This is a genomic window from Synechococcus sp. N26 (assembly GCF_900473975.1).
In the GTDB taxonomy this organism is placed as follows: domain Bacteria; phylum Cyanobacteriota; class Cyanobacteriia; order PCC-6307; family Cyanobiaceae; genus Parasynechococcus.
Map to the genome: position 1 here is coordinate 13,410 of NZ_UCNM01000003.1, position 18,166 is coordinate 31,575.

Sequence of the window (18,166 nt, forward strand, 5' to 3'; positions counted from 1 at the left end):
GATGGCACTGATTCACGGCCTGCATCAACGCAACATCCGAGGCGACCTTCTCGGAGGATTGACGGCCGCCGTGGTCGCGCTGCCCCTTGCCCTGGCCTTCGGCAATGCCGCCTTGGGGCCAGGCGGCGCCATCTACGGCCTGTATGGCGCCATCGTTACCGGATTCCTGGCGGCCTTGCTCGGGGGGACTCCCGCCCAGGTGAGCGGACCCACCGGACCCATGAGCGTCACCGTTGCGGGGATCGTCTCCAGCCTGGCCGCCATCGGCATCGGTCGTGATCTCAATGCCGGCGAGATGCTGCCGTTGGTGATGGCCGCTGTGGTGATCGGTGGTGTGTTCGAAACCCTGCTCGGGGTATTGCGGCTGGGGCGCTTCATCACCCTGGTGCCCTACTCGGTGGTCTCCGGCTTCATGTCGGGAATCGGTTTCATCATCCTTGTGCTGCAACTTGGACCCTTCATCGGGGTGAGCACCGGGGGCGGCGTGGTTGCGTCCCTGAGTTCGCTGATCGATGCCCCGAGCTGGAATCCAGCCGCGCTCGCCGTTGGATTGATGACACTCGCTGTGGTGTTTCTGACCCCCCTGCGGATCCGCCAATGGGTGCCAACGCCTCTGCTGGCGCTGCTGATTGTGACGCCGTTGTCGCTGCTGCTGTTCAACGACAACCGACTGCTGGAGCTGGGCCTTGAACCCATCGCCCGGATCGGAGCCATCCCGGAGGGGGGCTTGCAACTGGTGGTTCCCGATTTCAGTCAGCACCTGCCGGAGCTGGTGAAAGCCGGCATGGTTCTCGCCCTGCTCGGGGCGATCGACTCGTTGCTCACCTCCCTGGTAGCCGACAACATCACCCAAACCAACCACGACTCCAACCGTGAGCTGATCGGCCAGGGCATCGCCAACACCGCGGCCGGGTTTCTCTCCGGCCTTCCCGGTGCCGGAGCCACCATGCGAACGGTGATCAACATCAAATCCGGTGGTCAGACGCCCTGGTCGGGCATGACCCATTCCATGGTGCTGCTGCTTGTGCTGCTGGGGGCAGGCCCCCTTGCGGCACAGATCCCCACGGCGCTGCTGGCGGGAATCCTGATCAAAGTCGGCCTCGACATCATCGACTGGGGCTTTCTGCTTCGCGCCCATCGCCTGTCGGCGAAAACAGCCGCGCTGATGTACGCCGTGCTGTTGATGACGGTGTTCTGGGACCTGATCTGGGGCGTTTTGGTCGGGATGTTCGTGGCCAACCTGTTGACCGTTGATGCGATCACGCGGTCCCAACTGGAAGGGATGGAAGAGGACAACCCCTCCGATGCCACGGATGCACTGCACGCCAATCTTTCCCCGGAGGAGGAAGCCCTGATCCTGCGCTGCGGCAAGGCCTTGATGCTGTTTCGCCTGCGCGGCCCTCTGAGTTTTGGCGCCGCTAAAGGGATCAGTGCCCGAATGGGATTGATCCAGAGCTACAGGGTTCTGATCCTTGACCTCACCGATGTGTCCCGCATCGGTGTCACCGCAACCCTCGCCATCGAACGCATGGTGGAGGAAGCACGATCAGCGGGCCGCACCCTGTTCATCGCCGGAGCCAACCACAGCCTCGAACAACGGCTGCGCCAATTTGGCGTGGAGGGGGTGCTTCGGCCATCCAGGCTGGAGGCCTTGCAGGAGGCGGCTCAGCTGATCTGACTGCTGATCTGTGGGGCATCTACACCACAGGAATGCATCCGCACGTCTTCAGGGCGTTCTAACTCCCCTTCCAGCGCCTTCACTTCGGCCAGGGCCAGCACTTCGAGGCGCTCAACGATCAGCTCCCGCGGATAGCGCTGCTCACACAACACCCAGTACAGGCCGAAGTGGCGGGCTTCACTCGCCAACAGATCGCTGTAAAGCTCCCGCAACTGAGGATCCGGGCTGTGCTCCGCCAGCAGTGCCATGCGCTCATGGCTGCGGGCTTCGATCAGACCAGCCACAAGGAAGGAGTCGAGCATTCTCTGCGGCTCACCTTTACGGATCTGCCGGGCCAGATCAGCGCCATAGCCCGGGGAAGGCAGCGGTTCCAGGTAGCGCCCCCGGGCCTTGATCAACGCCAGCACCTGCTCAAAGTGCTCCAGCTCTTCCCGCGCCAGAGGGCTGAGGGCTTCACCCAGACCCGGTTCGCAGAGGTAGCGGAACATCATCTGCACCGCAGCCCCAGCAGCCTTGCGTTCGCATTGGGCGTGATCGATCAGCACCTCCATCGGCCTGGCGTTGGCCTGCTCCACCCAGCTCCAGCTGGTGGGCGCAGCCAACCAGCGGATCGACGCCACTGTCTTTGAAGGAACTGTCTTGGTGGGAGCTGTCTTGGAGGAAACGGTTTGTGCTGGAGCAGTGCTGGTCATGCGTTCCGGCGCAGATGGCTGAGCAATCCGCTCAAGGCAAGGCTGTAGCTAGCGGGTCCGAAGCCGCAGATCACACCCACAGCGCGCTCAGCCAGAAACGAGTGATGGCGGAACTTTTCCCGTGCATGGGTGTTGCTGAGGTGCAATTCCACATAGGGAATCGCGACGCCAGCCAGGGCATCACGGATGGCGATGGACGTGTGGGTGTAGGCCCCGGCGTTGATCAAGATTCCATCGCAGCGGCCCATGGCCTGGTGAATCCGGTCCACCAGGGCACCTTCGAAATTGCTTTGAAAGCAGTCCAGCTGCACTGATTCCTGCTCCGCCTCCCGGGTCAGCGCCGCTTCGATGTCCGCCAGGGAGGAATGGCCATAGATCCCAGGCTCACGCTGGCCCAACAGGTTCAGATTCGGACCGTTCAGCAGCAGAACGTGCATGGCTGGAGATCGGTTCAGCTCGGCAGATCGTATCGAGATCGTGGGGAAGGACACACCGACTGGTAAGTTCTTGCAGTGTGGTTCGGGTCGGTGCCCGAGTGGTTAATGGGGGCGGACTGTAAATCCGCTGGCTCTGCCTACGTTGGTTCAAATCCAACCCGGCCCATCCCCACATGCCCTTGTAGCTCAGCGGTAGAGCACTCCCTTGGTAAGGGAGAGGTCTCGAGTTCAAGTCTCGACAAGGGCTTTCTTGCTCCCCACGGCACCGGGGGAGAGGGGTGAAGACCCCAGAACAACCGCCGATTGCGGGCTGACGCTTTGGTTGTCAACACGTCCAAGCGTCCACAGGAGGGATTGTCCCGACTCGATGGTTAGGGGCACAGGGGTGGAGTGACTACGGTTGATCACCACCCGAAGTCCATCCGCAACGCCCACCAGCACGTCAGCCCCTGGGGCTGACCAGCGCAGACCATCCCTGCGCAAGACCCCATGGGCAGAGCGGAGTTCTGCGAGGGACTGGATGAATGGGCGCAGATCAGCACTCCAGGGAACGTCCCAGGGATAGGCCTCACGGCAGGCCGGTCCAGGACCGCTGGAGGGGCCCGGTTCAGGACCACCCGCCAGGGCAGCTTCAGTGCCGTAATAAATGCACGGCGCTCCTGGATGGAGGAAGAGCAGCAGCAGGGCCAACTTCAGGGCCGCAACGTCGTTGTTGAGGCTGTGAAGTGCACGGGGCACGTCGTGGCTGTCGAGCAGGTTCATCTGGGCCCTGTTCACCACCTCCCGGTAGGAACGCGTTGTGGTCGTCCAGATGGTCAACAAAGCCTGCCCATCCAGGGGGTCGAGGGGATAGTCGGAATTGCGGTAATCCCGCCGCAACGCTTCAGCGGCGGCCCAGCAAAGGCTGCTCCATCCCAACCGGTAATTCATCACGCCATCGAAGTGGTCGCCCTGCAGCCAGGGGGTGGCATCACCCCACACCTCGCCAACAATCCAGGCCTCCGGGTTGGTCGCCCGCACCATCTGCCGGAACTCAACCCAGAAGTCCGCCGGCACTTCGGCAGGGACGTCGAGACGCCAGCCGTCAATCCCCTGCTCGAGCCAGTGACGGCCCACCGCCAGCAGATGCTCCCGAACCCCGGGATTGGCATGGTTGAACTTGGGCAGATCCGGCAAGGCCCACCAACCGTCGTAACCGCAGTCCTCGCCAGGGGCGGGATAGGGCTGCAGGGGCCATCGGTGCGCATGGAACCAATCCCGGTACGGCGAATCCGCACCGTTTTCCACCACGTGATGAAAGGCCCAAAAGCCGCGGCCGCAGTGGTTGAACACCCCATCCAGAACCAACCTCATGCCGCGCAGATGCACTGCGTCGATCAGGTCCCTGAGTGCTGCATTGCCCCCCAGCAGGGGATCCACCTCGAAAAAGTCGTAGGCGTGGTAGCGATGGTTGGCGGCTGAGCTGAAGATCGGCGTGAGATAGAGGCAGGTGATGCCCATGGCTTGGAGCCGATCAAGAGCATCGATGACGCCGTAGAGATCCCCGCCCTGGAATCCCTCCTCGCAAGGGTCCGCACCCCAGGGCTTCAGAGCGAGATGGCGCTGCGCTTCAACGCGGCCACTGCGGCGGAAACGGTCGGGAAAGATTTGATAGATCACCGCGTCCGCCACCCAGGCGGGGGGATCGTGGAAGGGCGTGGTCGCTGCCAAAACCTTTGCAGTCAGCCATCTCCTCGCTAGCAGGAGAGAAAGACCTTGGCCATGGCTGAACAGCCTCTCCTTCTGGCCCTCGATCAGGGCACCAGCAGCTCCAGAGCCGCGCTCTTCAGCAGCTCAGGGGATCTGGTGCTCAGCGCCAGTGCACCGCTGCCGATTTCCTACCCCGCCGATGGATGGGTGGAACAGGACCCGATCGAGATCTGGACCAGCCAGCGGCAGGCCCTGGTGCAGCTCGATTCGAAGCTCAGTGAGGGGCAGCGCAAAGCGGTGGTGAGCTGCGGCATCACCAACCAACGGGAAACCACCGTGCTGTGGCGCCGCAGCAGTGGCCTCCCCTGCGGACCGGCCCTCGTCTGGCAGGACGGCCGCACCGCCGCCATCTGCGACGCCTGGAAGCAGCAGGGACTGGAGCAGGAGTGGTGCCGGCGCACGGGCTTGCTGCTCGACCCCTACTTCAGTGCCAGCAAGATCCGCTGGATGCTCGACCACTACGACGACGCCCAGGCTGCCGCGGCCAGCGATGACCTCTGTTTCGGCACGGTGGAAAGCTGGCTGCTCTGGCAACTCACCGGCGGCCAGCGCCACGGCAGTGACATGAGCAATGCCAGCCGAACGCTGCTGATGGACCTGGAGCAACAGCACTGGGTGGATGACTTCCGAGAGCCCACTGGGCTCCCCGCCAGCGCTCTGCCCGAACTGCTGCCCTGCCGCGGAGAATTCGGGCGCATGGCTGCGGACCTTCCCTTTGCAGGCTTGCCGATCCAGGCCATGCTCGGCGACCAGCAGGCCGCCACCCTGGGCCAGCTCTGTCTGCAGCCCGGAGAAGGGAAGTGCACCTACGGCACGGGGGCTTTTCTGGTGATCAACACCGGCGATGTCGTCCGCCGCTCAGATGCAGGGCTGCTCAGCACCCTCGGCTGGACGGATGCCGCTGGGACACCCAGCTTCTGCCTTGAGGGAAGTCTGTTCAACGCCGGCACCGTCATCCAGTGGCTCCGGGATGGGCTGCAGATCATTGATCAAGCCCCCCAGGTGAATGAATTGGCGCGTTCGGTGCCGGATTCAGGGGGGGTGATGCTCGTGCCCGCCTTCACCGGCTGGGGGACACCGCACTGGGATCCCCAGGCACGCGGTGTTCTGGTGGGCCTCACCCGTGACAGCGGACGCGGTCACATCGCCCGCGCTGCACTTGAGGGGATCGCCCTGTCGGTAGCGACATTGGTAGAGCTTGCCGAACAGGCCCTCGGATGCGGCTTGGGTGAACTGGCGGTCGATGGTGGCGCCGCGGCTTCCGATCCTCTGCTGCAGGCGCAGGCGGATTGCACCGGTCTGACGGTGCGGCGACCCGCCAGCCTCGAGAGCACCGCCCGGGGGGTGGCGCTGTTCGCAGGCCTCCAGGCGGGGGTGATCAGCGACCTGGAGCAGCTCGCAACCGCACGGAGGGACGGAGCGGAATTGTTCCACCCTCAGATGGATGCATCCCAGCGCGACCGCTGGCGCACACGCTGGCAAGACGCAGTCTCCAGAAGCCTGGGGTGGCATGGCTGATCACCAGGTGGACCTGTTGGTCATCGGCGCCGGTGCCAGCGGTGCCAGCGTGGCCTATGAGGCAACACGACGGGGGCTGAGCGTGGCCCTGCTCGAGGCAGGAGACATCGGCGGTGGCACCAGTTGCCGCAGCACGAAGCTGCTCCATGGCGGGGTGCGCTACCTGGAGCTGGCCTTTAAAACGCTGGACATGGCCCAGCTGAGGCTGGTGCGAGAAGCCCTGCTCGAACGGAGCCACTGGTTGGCCCAGGCACCGTTCCTGGCCCAACGACTCGAGCTGGCCCTGCCCACACAACAGCTCTGGGGACAGGCCTACTACCGACTTGGCCTGGGGATGTACGACGCCCTGGCCGGCCAGCGAAGCATCGGCCACAGCCGACTGCTGTCTCAGCAGCAGATGCGTCAGGCCCTGCCTCTGCTGAAGCCGTGTCAAGGCGGCGTGGCCTACAGCGACGGGCAGTTCGACGATGCACGCCTCAACCTGCTGTTGGCCCTCACCGCCGAGCAACGGGGGACAACCCTGCGCACCCGTTGCCGGGTGATGGAGCTGGAGACTGACGGCACGGGCCAGCTCAAGGCCGCCATCAGTGAATCCGCCACAGGCCAACGGGAACGCTGGTGCGCCACAGCATTTGTGAATGCCACGGGCATCCGGGCGGATGAGATCCGCCAGATGGCGGAGGCTGATGCTCCCCCAAGGCTGCTCACCAGCCGTGGGGCTCACATCGTGCTGGAGCAGAACCTCTGCCCAGAAGGGCTTGGGCTTCTGGTGCCATCCACCGCGGATGGACGCGTGCTGTTCATGCTGCCCTTCCACGGCCGCACCCTGGTGGGGACGACGGATGAAGCCTGCACCAAGGAGAACGCCACATCCCCTTCTCCAGAGGAGGAGGCCTACCTGCTCAACTACGTGCGTGATTGGTTTCCCCAGCTCCAGCATCCGCAGGTGAGCAGCCGATGGGCGGGGGGACGGCCGCTGCTGAAGCCAGCGGACCAGGGCATGGACAGCAGCCGTGTGGTCCGAGAGCACGAGGTGGAAACCCTGGCCTGCGGCCTGGTGAGCGTGATGGGGGGCAAATGGACCACCTGCCGGCCGATGGCTGAAGACACCCTGACCGCGGTGGAACGCCAGCTAGGAAAGGCGCTACCCACCCCTGAAGCAATGCCCTTGCGGGGTGCAGCGGAGTCGCTGGAAGCCACCCAGGACGGGCTCCGCCGTCAGAAACAACAACTCGAAGCCCTGCTTCCCGACACCGCCCTCAAAGCCTCACAAGTCGCCCACCTCCAAAGCACCTATGGCTTGGAGGCAGTGGCCTTAATCGAGCCCGCGGAGCCCAGCCGACGCGAACCCCTCAGCCCGGTGATCCCCCTCTGCGGCGCAGAACTGGACCATTCGATTCAGCGGGAACATGCGCGAAGCAGCAGCGATGTGCTGGCCCGCCGCTGCCGTCTGGCCATGGTGGATTTGAACGAGGCCGAACGACTGAGGCCTCAGGTGGAGGAGCTGCTGAATCAGGCGGGCGTGGCTGCGGGCTCCACTTCTCCGATCAACCACCAGTTGAATCCATAGGGCGGAAGGTTCACGAACCACTCCGCCGCAGCGGGCGGGAATTCACAGCCCCACATCACTTCACGGGTGCGCTGACCAGCCCACTCCGACAGATCCAAACTGAGCGAGGCTCCGGCTGCGGTGACATTGGCGGCCACGAGCACCGTCATCGCCTCGGTGCAGCGGAGATACACCAGCACTCCAGGGTGGGGGCTGTGCAACAACCGGAAACTTCCATGCCGCAGAGCTGGCAGCAGCCGGCGGCAGGTGAGCATGCGACGGTGCCAGTTCAGCAGCGACCCCGGCAGCTGCTTCTGCACCTCCACATTCACCACGCGGTAGTCGTAGCCGGGAGCGGTGATCGGTGGCAACACCAACAACGGATCGGGGGCGGTGGAAAAGCCACCATTACGGGCCGGCGTCCAAGCCATCGGCGTGCGGTTTGGATCACGGTCCCGCAGACCGGGCCAGTCGCCCATGCCCAGTTCATCGCCGTAATACAGGCAGGGCATCCCTGGAAGGCTGTAGAGGAGCCCATGCAGCAACCGGTTGGAGCGTGGATCGCCATTGAGAAGAGGAGCCAGGCGTCGGTTGATGCCCCAGTTCAACCAGTGCCCCTGCCCCTGGGGCAGACCCACCCGGATGGTCTGAATCACGTCATCGCTGATGAGATGGCCATCCCCCAACCAGAGTTCATCGTGATTGCGCAGAGGCAGGGCCCAGCGAGGACCAGACACCGCCTGCTCGGCTTGCATCAGACACTCCCCGAGCTGCTGGGTGCGGCCACTTGCAATGGCGGCAAACAGATGGGCGGTGAGCACGAAGTTGAACGCTCCATGCAATTCGTCATCCGCCAGATATGGAGCGGCCTCCTCCACCGGCTGAATCGCCTCTCCCAGCAAGAGCACATCACGGCCATGGGCATCCACCCGCTCCCGCAATCGCTTGAGGAAAGTGTGGGTCTCCGGCAACCCCTCACAGCGGGTGCCCTCTGACTCGAACAGGAACGGAACCGCATCCAAACGGAACCCATCGACGCCGCGATCCAGCCAGAAGTCGACCACCTCCAGCATCGTGTCCTGCACCCAGGGATTCTCGTAATTGAGATCGGGCTGATGACGCAGAAAACGGTGCAGGTAGTACTGCTCGGCAACCGGATCCCACTCCCAGTTCGAAGCCTCGAAGTGCCGGAACAGAACCGGTGCCTCGGCGTAGCGCTTGGGGTCGTCGCTCCAGACATACACATGCCGCTCAGGACTGCCCTTGGGAGCCCAGCGGGCCCGCTGGAACCAGGGATGCAGGTCACTGGTGTGGTTCAGCACCAGATCCAAAATCACCCGCATGCCCTGGCTGTGGGCCGCCGTGAGGAACCGATGGAAGGAGGAGAGATCCCCCAGGTCCGGATGGATTCCGGTGAAATCGGTGATGTCGTAACCCCCGTCCCGGAGGGGGGAGGGATACATCGGAGTTAACCAGAGGGTGTTAACCCCCAACCAACGCAGATAGGGCAACCGCGCCGTAAGCCCCTTGAAATCACCGGTGCCATCGCCATTCCCATCGGAATAGCTGCGAACGATCAGCTGATAGATGACCGTCCCTGACCACCATGGAAGCGCTGGGGTCATCCCCCGGTTGCAGATTCACCACTGCTAGACCCGACTGGCCTGATCGTCAGCCCTGTGGCTCTCACCCAAACGCAACTGAGCCGGATGAAGGAGCTCGTGGGGGCTGGGCTGACCCGTCCCCTGACCTGGCGCCGAGAGCAATTGCAACGGCTCTCCGCCCTGGTGGAGGAGCACGAATCGGAGGTGCTTGAGGCCCTCGCCGCCGACCTCGGCAAACCACCCACTGAAGCCTTTTTTGAGCTGGTGGCCCTGCGACAGGAGCTCAAGCTCACTGGCCGGCAGCTGGAGCGGTGGATGCGCCCGCGCCACGTGGCTGTCCCTCTCTCACTGCGCCCCGGCCAGGCCAAGGTTGTACCGGAACCACTCGGGTGCGTTCTGGTGATCGGACCTTGGAACTATCCCTTTCAACTGACGCTGCGGCCCTTGATCAGTGCCCTGGCTGCTGGCAACACGGCCGTGCTCAAGCCTTCGGAACACGCCAGTGCCATCGCGGACCTGATTGCACGGCTGATCCCTCAGCACTTCAAGCCTGAGGTAGTGCAGGTGGTGCAGGGAGATGGTGCCGTCGCAGCCAACCTGGTGGCCATGCCCTTCGACCACATCTTTTTCACCGGTGGCGGCAGCATCGGCCGGAAGGTGCTTGAAGGGGCCGCTGCACACCTCACGCCGGTGACCCTGGAGCTGGGGGGCAAGAGCCCCGCCATCGTTCTTGAGGGGGCCGACCTCACGGTGGGGGCGCGTCGCTTGATCTGGGGCAAGGGGATCAATGCCGGCCAGACCTGCATCGCTCCAGACCATCTGCTTGTGCCACCCGCCCTGCGTTCACCGCTGCTGAAGGCGATGGAGGTGGCCCGAACGGAGATGTATGGCTCCGATCCCCTCAACTCGAATCAGCTGGGGCAGATCATCAATGAACGCCAATTCAATCGGCTGGAGCAGCTGCTGGAGTCCGCCAGAGCGGATGGGCGCATCCTGATCGGAGGTGAAATCAGCCAGGAGCAACGGCGAATCGCCCCCACCGTGATTCGTGTGGATGACCGCAATGATCCGCTGATGGCCGAGGAACTGTTCGGTCCTCTCCTGCCTGTGCTGGTGCTAGACGACCTCACCACAGCCCTTCAGGAGATCCGCCAGGGCCCCAAACCACTGGCGCTGTATCTGTTCGGCGGTAATGAGGCCCAGCAACAGCAGGTGCTCACCACCACCAGCTCAGGCGGGGTCTGCCTGAACGATGTTGTGATGCAGGCTGGGGTGCCACAACTGCCCTTCGGCGGCGTCGGTGCCAGCGGAATGGGCAGCTACCACGGCCAAAGCGGCTTCGACACATTCAGCCACCACAAGGCGGTGCTCAAGCGCCCCTTCCGCTTTGATTTCAAGCTGCGCTACCCGCCCTACAAGGTGGATCTCAACCTGCTGAAGCGGCTGGCGGGATAAGGCGCGCACATCACCAGCACATCCCTTCTGCAGCAGGTGCTCTGGGGGCTGGCGCTTTACCCCAGGCACCGTATGTTGCGGGCATCTGCCGGAGACGAATGCGCCGAACCGCTCTTGCCGCCCTGCTGCTGACGGCCTGGTTCCCCCTGTCAGCCACGGCTGCCTCGGTGACGGTGCGATCCGGCGAGACGCTCTCAGATATTGCTTACCGCTACGGCGTGAGTATTGGCACCCTGATGCGGATGAATGGCATCCGTAATCCAGACAACCTGCAAGTCGGACAAAGCTTGCAGGTGCCAGGCCCTGCCGTCACGACGAGCTCGGGCAGCCATCGAGTCAAGAGCGGTGAGACGCTCTCCGATATTGCTTACCGCTACGGCGTGAGTATTGGCACCCTGATGCGCATGAATGGCATCCGTAATCCAGACAACCTGCAAGTCGGCCAAAGCTTGCAGGTACAAAGTCCCACCGTTACGACGAGCTCGGGCAGCCATCGAGTCAAGAGCGGTGAGACGCTCAGCACCATTGCCAGCCGATACCAGGTCCGCAGTCGCGACCTGATTGCCCTCAACAACCTGCGCAATGCAAATCACATAAACGTCGATCAGACCCTGCGACTCCCTGGGAACGCAGTGATGCCCCGTCCGGCCTTCAAGCCGGTGGCTGTAACCCCGATCCGGGGAGCCACGGAACACACCGTTGCCAAAGGGCAGACCCTCACGCAGATCGCCAAGGCCTACAAGCTGCCGGTGGCCAGCCTGATCAGCATCAACCAGCTGAGTGACCCCAACAAAGTGGAGGTGGGCACGCGCCTTTATCTGACCGACGCCTCCTCCCAGGCACCCATCACCGTCCAAGCACAGCCGGCAACAACGAAACCGGTTCAAGCCAAGGCCAAGCCAGTCCAAACCAAGGCTGTCCAAAAGAAGCCAGTCCAAACCAAGGCCGTGCAAACGAAATCGGTTCAGGCCAAAAAACCAGTGGTCCAGGCCAAGCCGGTCGAGGCCGCCAAGCCCAAGCAGACGCTGGCCAAATCGGCTGACTGGCGCACCTATGGCCCGCTCCAGGTGGACTGGGGCAACTGGCAAGCCATGGGTGGCAGTCAAGTGGTTCCCACCCTCAATGCCCAGGGGCAGGCGCTTTATCTGGCTGTGAACTGTTCCGCCAAGAAGATCAATGCCACCGGTGCCGATGGGAGCTGGAAAACCTGGGAAGCACCGAAGAACCGCTTCGAAAAAGACCTGGTGAAGGACCGTTGTCAGGTCAAGGTCTGATCTGAATCAGGCGGCGTAATCAAGCGGCCAGGGGGAATCCAGGAATCTCCGGCCGCTTTCGCGGAGATAAAGCCGCTGAGCACCGTCGTTGCTTTCCTGGATCAACTCCTCTTGCACAAGCCGACGGGCCAACCAGGTCCAGCGGTCATGGCGTCCAGGTTCATGCAGAGCCAGGTGCTCTCCAAGGCGACGCATCTCCGTGCCGTCCTGCTCGGCCAGATGGGCCAGGAGCGTTTCCACCTGAGCTGACCAGTCGCGTCGTTTGGGGGACTCCACGCAGCGATCGCAGCGACCACAGGGACCCACCAACTCGCCGACAGCCAGCAGCAAGGCCTGTTCACGGCACATTTCACCCTCAGCGACAGCCTCCATGCGACGCAGCTGCTGCTGAGCCAGGTCCAGGCGGCGACGGTCCTCCAGGGAATCGCTGCCCCGGGTCGAGGCCCGCATGGCCCAGCCCAGGCTGGTGCGATCACCCGGCGAAAACAGCACCTGGCAATGGGCCGGCTTGCCGTCTCTGCCGGCGCGGCCCGATTCCTGCAGATAGCCCTCAGGTGTGGCCGGCAGATCGAGATGAAGCACCAGGCCCACATCGCCACGGTCAACGCCCATGCCGAAGGCCACCGTCGCCACCAAGACGGGCCGCTCGTGCTCAAGAAACAGCTTCAGAGCCTGCTGGCGGGTCTCCGGATCCAGACCGGCGTGATACGGCGTTGCCGCAACCCCTTGGTCGGTCAAACGTTCCGCCCACTGCTCCACCGAACGACGGGTGCGGGCATAGATCAGCGCAGCACCACGGGACATCTCCAGTGCCTCCAACACCTGCGGCATGGGGTCCCTGGGGCGCCGCTGCATCGTGTAGTTCAGGTTGTCTCGGCGGGCCGAACTCACCTGCACGAGCGGGCGACGCAGATCCAGCAGGCGAATGATGTCGGCCCGCACCCTTGGGGCTGCCGTCGCGCTGAGGGCCAGCATCGGCACTCCCGTGCAGAGGCTGCGGATCTGACCCAGGCGGCGGTAGTCGGGGCGGAAGTCATGCCCCCAGGCACTGATGCAATGGGCTTCATCCACCGCCAGGGCCACCAGTCGGCCCTCCCTGGCATGACGTTCCAGCATCAGCCGGGTCTGCTCACCCTGAAGTCGTTCCGGCGCGATGTAGAGGAGACGCAGCGTGGCGTCCTGCAGCTGCTCCAGGGCCTGCTGTCGTCGAGCTGGCTCAAGTCCTGCATGCAGGCAGGCCGCTGCGATTCCACGTCGCTGTAGGGCCATCACCTGGTCCTCCATCAGCGCCACCAACGGTGAGATCACCACCACCAAGCCCTGGCGCACCAGGGCCGGCAGCTGATAGCAGAGCGACTTACCGCCACCGGTAGGCAGCACCGCCAGCGCATCCCGGCCAGCCAGCACAGCATCCACCACGGGCCGTTGCCCGGGGCGGAAGCCATCCCAGCCGAAGTGGGTCTGCAATGCACGCTCGAGCGAAGCCAGAACACACCAGATGTGGAGGTTTCAGATTATCGAGCACAAGATCTGGAGTCAGGCCAGCGGTGGCGGATCCAATTGATCAGGGGACTCCTCCACCAGCTGGAGCCGCACCCGCTTGCCACCCGCGAGCTCTCCCAACGACACCCGCAAGGTGGCGCCGCTGAGGGTCTGCAGAGCATTCAGCACATCGCGCAGGTAGGGCGTGCTGCTTCCGCTTTCAACCCAGAGCCGCTCCTGAAGCCCCCCCAAGCGCCGCCAGGAGGTGTGCAGCTTCAGCACCGCCGACTCAAGGGCCTGGGCCTGGCCCACCGCATCGGCCAGCAGACCAAGGGCATCCAGGCGCTGGGCCTCCTGCATGGCGCGGTCCAGGTCCAGTTCCCCCTGCTGGAAAGCCCGCACGGCAACACCCGACTCGGTTGCCTTGGTGATCCAGCGTGCTGTGCTGGTGACGTCCTTGATCCGGTCGAGTTCAGGCTCATCGCGGAGCACCTTGCGCAGATCTTCCTGCTGCGGCTCAGGAAGCTTGGCCAATTCCCGCACCAGAGGGGCCACCGCACGGGGTGGCAGCAGGTTCTCCTGGGTGCGCTGACGAATTTCCTCCGGCAGCAAAGGGCTGGTGGCCGCCGTGAATTCATCCGTGAGGCGGCGCACCTGCTTGCGGGTGATTTCCTGCCCCTCGTTGGCAGCTTCGGAAATCATCAGCTGCACTTCGGGTACCGCCTGAGCGGTTTCCATGAAGGCCCGCTTGGAGAACTGATTGACACTGCTCTCCTCCAGGGTGCCGTCGCTGAGCATGCTGTCGGCGGATTCCGCCAACTGAATCAAGCCATAGGCGCGGGTCTTGCTGATTTCCTGCTCCCGCAACCACTGCAGGAATCCGGCACCCCGCCCTTCACCGCCTCGCTTCTCCTTGTCCCGAACAGCGCGGAGGATGCGACCGCGCCAGATCTCCGTCTGGAGATCAAAGCGGTCGCAGACGGCCCAGGCCTGTTCCAGGCGCGCCAGAAATTCCATCGTGCTGATGTCGTCCTGCTCCGGGTCCGGCAAATCCAGTTGCAGCAGAGACGGATCGGGATCAAGGGCGATGGAACTGGTCAAAGGGATGCCGACAACGAAGGGACGACATTCTGTGACGCAGCGGTCATCACCATCCATTCCACGAGATACGCTCCGATTGCATCTCCTTATGCCCAGCGATGGCGATCACCCGCGGCGCCAAGGTGCGCATCAAGCGTCCTGAGTCCTACTGGTTCAACGAAGTTGGCACCGTTGCCTCCATCGACACCTCGGGAATCCGCTACCCCGTTGTCGTTCGCTTCGAAAAGGTCAACTACAGCGGCCTGCAGGGCGTTGACGGTGGCATCAACACCAATAATTTCGCCGAAGCGGAACTCGAGCCGGCCTGAGGCCGTTGCCTGAACTCCCTGAAGTCGAGACGGTCCGTCGGGGACTGGCAGACCGTCTTGTCGACTTCAAAATTGCGCAGGTTGAAGTCTGCAGGCCAAGGGCCATTGCCAGCCCTGGTGGGCCAGATGCGTTTGTTGCTGGCCTCCGCGGAATGACGGTGGGGCAGTGGCAGCGCAGAGGGAAATATCTGATGGCAGCCCTGGAGCCCGAAGGAGGTGTTTGGGGTGTGCATCTGCGCATGACCGGCCAATTCCAATGGCATGAGCAGCCCTCAGAAACGTGCAAACACACCCGTGTTCGCCTCTGGAACTCAAAAGAGCATGAGTTGCGCTTTGTGGATGTGCGCAGCTTCGGAGAAATGTGGTGGGTTCCTCCGGGCCAACCGATGGAAGAGGTGATCACAGGCTTAACGCGACTCGGGCCTGAACCCTTCAGCACCGACTTCTCCGCCAGTTATCTGAAGCAGAAACTCAAGGGCAGCAGCCGACCGATCAAAACAGCGCTGTTGGATCAAGCACTGGTGGCCGGGGCGGGCAACATCTACGCGGATGAATCCCTCTTCGCATCAGGCATCGCCCCTTTCACGCCCGCAGGGCAGCTGGAGCTCAAACAACTGGAGAGGTTGCGGGATGCCCTGGTGAACGTTCTCACCATCAGTATTGGAGCCGGTGGCACCACCTTCAGTGATTTCCGCGATCTCGAGGGGGTGAATGGCAACTATGGCGGCCAGGCCTGGGTCTACCGACGTGGCGGAGAACCCTGCCGCAGCTGTGGAACACCCATTCAAAGGGAGAAGCTGTCGGGCCGAAGCACCCACTGGTGCCCGACCTGTCAAAGCTGATTGGACAGCTGAAGCGCAGAGAGAACCTCCCGATAGGGAGGACGAAGCACGCCGAATTCGGTGATGAAACCTGTCACCAGATGAGCCGGAGTGATGTCGAAGGCAGGGTTCCAGGCCTGGGCCCCAGGAGCCGCGACGCCCACTCCCTTTGTGTGGGTTATCTCCTCTGCATCGCGTTCCTCAATGGTGATCGCGTCCCCATCAACCGTCGCTCGATCAATGCTGCTGCCAGGGGCGCAGACATAAAAGGGAATGCCGTGGGCTCGGGCAACAAGCGCCAGGTTGTAAGTGCCGATCTTGTTGGCAACATCGCCATTGGCAGCAACACGATCACAGCCCACCATCACGGCATCCACTTCACCCCGGCGCATCAGCAATCCACTGGCTCCATCAACGATCACGGTGCAGGGAACCCCGAGACAACCCAATTCCCAGGCAGAGAGAGCAGCCCCTTGCAAGCGGGGACGCGTTTCATCCAGCCAGGCATGGCACAGCAGGCCACGGGCATGGGCGGCTGCAATCACCCCGAGGGCGGTACCAACGCCTCCCGTAGCGATGGCACCCGTGTGGCAATGGTGCAAGACCCGGCACCCCGGAGCCAACAGGGAAACGCCATGATCCACTAGTCGCTGGGTCAGCAGACGATCCTCCTGCTGAAGCGCAGCGGCCACACCGGCGAGCGCATCAACATCAACTGGAGAGGCAGACCCCAGGGCCGCCTGCATCCGATTGAGGGCCCACCCGAGGTTGACGGCGGTGGGCCGTGATGCACGCAGGCCTCGGATCGCAGTGGGGAGGTCATCTCCGGAGCGTGCCGCCAGAACAACCCCCCAGGCCGCCGCGATACCGATCGCGGGTGCACCACGCACAGCCATGGAGGAAATCGCTTCAGCAACCTCCTGCCAACGGTGCAATTGCATGAAGACCACAGCACCGGGAAGTTGTCGCTGGTCCAGCAACTCCAGGTGATCACCGCTCCAGCGGCAACTGGGGGGAAGCGTCAATGCACGTGGGCCTCTTTGTCCTGTATAGAAGACGGAGGGATCAGCGGATTGTGACCGCAAACCAAACCCAGCGCGAACAATTGACTGAGGTAATGCAGGGCATCCACCAACGCGGATGGTGCGATGGCACCGGAGGGAACTTCAGCATGGTGCTGCAGCATCAGCCCCTGCAGTTGCTCATGGCACCCAGTGGTGTTGACAAGGGGCAGGTACCTGGCGATCAGCTGATTGTTGTGGATGGGCAAGGCAAGGTTTTAACGGGCAAAGGAAAAGCCAGTGCCGAGACGGCGCTGCATCTACGCATTGTTGAAGCAACCCAAGCTGGAGCTGTACTGCACACCCATTCCGTTCCCGGAACGGTGTTATCCCGCCACTACGAAAACACAGGAGTGATTGTCTTGGAGGGCTGGGAAATGCAGAAAGGCCTGATCGGAATCAACACCCACGCCAGCAGCATCACCATCCCCGTGATCAGCAACAGTCAGTCGATGGATGAGCTGGGCGAGGCAGTCGCACCCTTTCTGGAAACATCGCCCTACGGGTTTCTGGTGGCCGGGCACGGCCTTTACGCGTGGGGGGCTGACCTGGATGCAAGCAAACGACACCTGGAAATCCTGGAATTTCTATTGAAGGTGAGATTGACCCAAATGCAGATTGGAGATCAATGATGAATCAACAACATCTTCTGCTCGACATCGAGGGAACAACATGCCCAGTGAGCTTTGTCAGCGACGTTTTGTTTCCCTTCGCCAGGCAAGAACTGAGCCACTACATCAAACAACACTGGGACAAGAGCCCTCACAACAAGCCAATCCAAGCCGCCAAGAAGGAATGGCTGGATGACCAATCTCCCGAAAGCATGCAGATCAAACAGCAGGTTTCAAATCAGGAAACAGAGGAGATGGACGGATTAATTCAATACCTGAAACACTTGATTAGCATCGACAAGAAGTCGACAGCACTCAAAGACCTACAGGGGAAGATCTGGGAACACGGGTATAACATTGGAGAACTCAAATCTCAACTGTTTCCAGAAACGGCTGAATGCCTACGGGAATGGCGCAAGCAAGGATTAACCTTATCCGTCTATTCATCGGGCAGCATTCAAGCTCAAAAACTGCTTTACAGGCACAGCCCTGCGGGTGACCTTGAAAAACTTTTCAGCCACTGGTTTGACACCCATACAGGCCCTAAAAAATCCACGGAAAGTTATACAAAGATTGTCGAGCAGCTCCACAGCTCGTCCAACAAGATTTGGTTTGTGAGTGACAACGGAGCGGAGTGCGATTCTGCTCGTTCAGCAGGAATGCACACGCTCTTCAGCCTTCGCGACGGCAACCCTGACCGTGACCCACGGGAGCACACAGTGGTTCAATCACTCCGCGAGGTGAATGCTCACCTAACAGCAGAACAATAGCCAACAAAAAAGCCACCTCAAGGTGAGGTGGCTTCTTCGTGGGTGGTGATGGTAAT

General features: G+C 62.5%; 17 protein-coding genes and 2 tRNA genes. 11 read left to right on the forward strand and 8 right to left on the reverse strand.

Going from position 1 to position 18,166, the window contains the following annotated elements:
- Position 1 precedes the first annotated feature (1 nt).
- Complete coding sequence (locus tag DXY33_RS02930; protein WP_115080221.1) at positions 2-1,678, forward strand: SulP family inorganic anion transporter; 1,677 nt, start codon at positions 2-4, stop codon at positions 1,676-1,678.
- Here DXY33_RS02930 and DXY33_RS02935 read toward each other — a convergent pair.
- Positions 1,666-2,370, reverse strand: coding sequence for a tRNA-(ms[2]io[6]A)-hydroxylase (locus tag DXY33_RS02935; protein ID WP_244275838.1), 705 nt, complete (start codon positions 2,368-2,370; stop codon positions 1,666-1,668). The two genes, DXY33_RS02930 and DXY33_RS02935, sit on opposite strands and share 13 nt — an antisense overlap.
- Positions 2,367-2,807, reverse strand: coding sequence for a type II 3-dehydroquinate dehydratase (gene aroQ / locus DXY33_RS02940; protein ID WP_115010304.1), 441 nt, complete (start codon positions 2,805-2,807; stop codon positions 2,367-2,369). The genes DXY33_RS02935 and aroQ overlap by 4 nt, the downstream gene beginning before the upstream one ends.
- Before the next feature lie 84 nt (positions 2,808-2,891).
- On the opposite strand from aroQ, the gene DXY33_RS02945 reads away from it, so the two are divergent.
- Both DXY33_RS02945 and DXY33_RS02950 read left to right on the forward strand, forming a co-directional pair.
- Positions 2,892-2,973: transfer RNA gene (locus DXY33_RS02945), tRNA-Tyr, on the forward strand.
- A gap of 9 nt (positions 2,974-2,982) precedes the next feature.
- A tRNA-Thr gene (locus DXY33_RS02950) sits at positions 2,983-3,054 on the forward strand.
- On the opposite strand, the gene DXY33_RS02955 is transcribed toward DXY33_RS02950, so the two are convergent.
- Positions 3,036-4,517: a glycoside hydrolase family 13 protein gene (locus DXY33_RS02955; RefSeq protein ID WP_115131692.1), complete on the reverse strand. Its 1,482-nt coding sequence runs from the start codon at positions 4,515-4,517 to the stop codon at positions 3,036-3,038. The two genes, DXY33_RS02950 and DXY33_RS02955, sit on opposite strands and share 19 nt — an antisense overlap.
- Positions 4,518-4,568: 51 nt before the next feature.
- Between DXY33_RS02955 and glpK the strand changes: the two genes are divergently transcribed.
- Both glpK and DXY33_RS02965 read left to right on the forward strand, forming a co-directional pair.
- Positions 4,569-6,074 carry a glycerol kinase GlpK gene (gene glpK, locus DXY33_RS02960; protein ID WP_115131704.1) on the forward strand — a complete coding sequence of 502 codons (1,506 nt, stop codon included), beginning with the start codon at positions 4,569-4,571 and terminating at the stop codon, positions 6,072-6,074.
- Complete coding sequence (locus DXY33_RS02965) at positions 6,067-7,644, forward strand: glycerol-3-phosphate dehydrogenase/oxidase (protein WP_115131693.1); 1,578 nt, start codon at positions 6,067-6,069, stop codon at positions 7,642-7,644. The genes glpK and DXY33_RS02965 overlap by 8 nt, the downstream gene beginning before the upstream one ends.
- Here the strand turns inward: DXY33_RS02965 and DXY33_RS02970 are convergent.
- Positions 7,587-9,248: an alpha-amylase family protein gene (locus DXY33_RS02970; RefSeq protein WP_115131694.1), complete on the reverse strand. Its 1,662-nt coding sequence runs from the start codon at positions 9,246-9,248 to the stop codon at positions 7,587-7,589. The genes DXY33_RS02965 and DXY33_RS02970 overlap by 58 nt on opposite strands.
- A gap of 54 nt (positions 9,249-9,302) precedes the next feature.
- Here DXY33_RS02970 and DXY33_RS02975 point away from each other — a divergent pair, with 54 nt between their 5' ends.
- Both DXY33_RS02975 and DXY33_RS02980 read left to right on the forward strand, forming a co-directional pair.
- Positions 9,303-10,682, forward strand: a complete 1,380-nt coding sequence (locus tag DXY33_RS02975) for an aldehyde dehydrogenase family protein (RefSeq protein WP_115131695.1) — start codon at positions 9,303-9,305, stop codon at positions 10,680-10,682.
- A gap of 98 nt (positions 10,683-10,780) precedes the next feature.
- Positions 10,781-11,956 (forward strand): LysM peptidoglycan-binding domain-containing protein, encoded by a 1,176-nt coding sequence (locus DXY33_RS02980; protein WP_115131696.1) that lies wholly within the window; start codon positions 10,781-10,783, stop codon positions 11,954-11,956.
- A gap of 6 nt (positions 11,957-11,962) precedes the next feature.
- Here the strand turns inward: DXY33_RS02980 and DXY33_RS02985 are convergent, their stop codons facing one another.
- Both DXY33_RS02985 and DXY33_RS02990 read right to left on the reverse strand, forming a co-directional pair.
- A complete protein-coding gene (locus DXY33_RS02985) occupies positions 11,963-13,423 on the reverse strand; it encodes an ATP-dependent DNA helicase RecQ (RefSeq protein ID WP_115131697.1) in 1,461 nt (486 codons plus the stop codon).
- Positions 13,424-13,492: 69 nt separating this feature from the next.
- Complete coding sequence (locus tag DXY33_RS02990; RefSeq protein WP_115131698.1) at positions 13,493-14,596, reverse strand: hypothetical protein; 1,104 nt, start codon at positions 14,594-14,596, stop codon at positions 13,493-13,495.
- 41 nt (positions 14,597-14,637) lie between these two features.
- Here DXY33_RS02990 and DXY33_RS02995 point away from each other — a divergent pair, with 41 nt between their 5' ends.
- Together DXY33_RS02995 and DXY33_RS03000 are read left to right on the forward strand one after the other, a co-directional pair.
- The gene (locus DXY33_RS02995) at positions 14,638-14,847 is read left to right on the forward strand and encodes a photosystem I reaction center subunit IV (protein WP_006851563.1); all 210 of its coding nucleotides are present in this window, start codon (positions 14,638-14,640) and stop codon (positions 14,845-14,847) included.
- Between the two features lie 5 nt (positions 14,848-14,852).
- Complete coding sequence (locus DXY33_RS03000; protein WP_115131699.1) at positions 14,853-15,689, forward strand: DNA-formamidopyrimidine glycosylase; 837 nt, start codon at positions 14,853-14,855, stop codon at positions 15,687-15,689.
- Here the strand turns inward: DXY33_RS03000 and mtnA are convergent.
- Positions 15,680-16,693, reverse strand: a complete 1,014-nt coding sequence (mtnA, locus tag DXY33_RS03005) for an S-methyl-5-thioribose-1-phosphate isomerase (RefSeq protein ID WP_115131700.1) — start codon at positions 16,691-16,693, stop codon at positions 15,680-15,682. The two genes, DXY33_RS03000 and mtnA, sit on opposite strands and share 10 nt — an antisense overlap.
- On the reverse strand, positions 16,690-16,854 hold the full coding sequence (locus DXY33_RS12650) for a hypothetical protein (RefSeq protein ID WP_244275840.1): 165 nt from the start codon (positions 16,852-16,854) through the stop codon (positions 16,690-16,692). The genes mtnA and DXY33_RS12650 overlap by 4 nt, the downstream gene beginning before the upstream one ends.
- Here DXY33_RS12650 and mtnB point away from each other — a divergent pair.
- Together mtnB and mtnC are read left to right on the forward strand one after the other, a co-directional pair.
- Positions 16,786-17,361, forward strand: a complete 576-nt coding sequence (mtnB, locus tag DXY33_RS03010; protein WP_244275839.1) for a methylthioribulose 1-phosphate dehydratase — start codon at positions 16,786-16,788, stop codon at positions 17,359-17,361. The genes DXY33_RS12650 and mtnB overlap by 69 nt on opposite strands.
- Positions 17,361-18,110, forward strand: coding sequence for an acireductone synthase (mtnC, locus tag DXY33_RS03015; RefSeq protein ID WP_115131705.1), 750 nt, complete (start codon positions 17,361-17,363; stop codon positions 18,108-18,110). Before mtnB ends, mtnC begins: the two co-directional genes overlap by 1 nt.
- The last annotated feature ends 56 nt before the right edge of the window (positions 18,111-18,166 follow it).

Coding starts and splice junctions, on each gene's coding strand:
- DXY33_RS02970 (WP_115131694.1), bottom strand. CDS start 9,248: ATGACCCCAGCGCTTCCATGGTGGTCAGGGACGGTCATCTATCAGCTG.
- DXY33_RS02990 (WP_115131698.1), bottom strand. CDS start 14,596: ATGGATGGTGATGACCGCTGCGTCACAGAATGTCGTCCCTTCGTTGTC.
- DXY33_RS12650 (WP_244275840.1), bottom strand. CDS start 16,854: ATGCTGCAGCACCATGCTGAAGTTCCCTCCGGTGCCATCGCACCATCC.
- aroQ (WP_115010304.1), bottom strand. CDS start 2,807: ATGCACGTTCTGCTGCTGAACGGTCCGAATCTGAACCTGTTGGGCCAG.
- DXY33_RS02965 (WP_115131693.1), top strand. CDS start 6,067: ATGGCTGATCACCAGGTGGACCTGTTGGTCATCGGCGCCGGTGCCAGC.
- DXY33_RS02980 (WP_115131696.1), top strand. CDS start 10,781: ATGCGCCGAACCGCTCTTGCCGCCCTGCTGCTGACGGCCTGGTTCCCC.
- DXY33_RS02935 (WP_244275838.1), bottom strand. CDS start 2,370: ATGACCAGCACTGCTCCAGCACAAACCGTTTCCTCCAAGACAGCTCCC.
- DXY33_RS02930 (WP_115080221.1), top strand. CDS start 2: ATGGCACTGATTCACGGCCTGCATCAACGCAACATCCGAGGCGACCTT.
- mtnB (WP_244275839.1), top strand. CDS start 16,786: ATGCAGGGCATCCACCAACGCGGATGGTGCGATGGCACCGGAGGGAAC.
- glpK (WP_115131704.1), top strand. CDS start 4,569: ATGGCTGAACAGCCTCTCCTTCTGGCCCTCGATCAGGGCACCAGCAGC.
- mtnC (WP_115131705.1), top strand. CDS start 17,361: ATGAATCAACAACATCTTCTGCTCGACATCGAGGGAACAACATGCCCA.
- DXY33_RS02995 (WP_006851563.1), top strand. CDS start 14,638: ATGGCGATCACCCGCGGCGCCAAGGTGCGCATCAAGCGTCCTGAGTCC.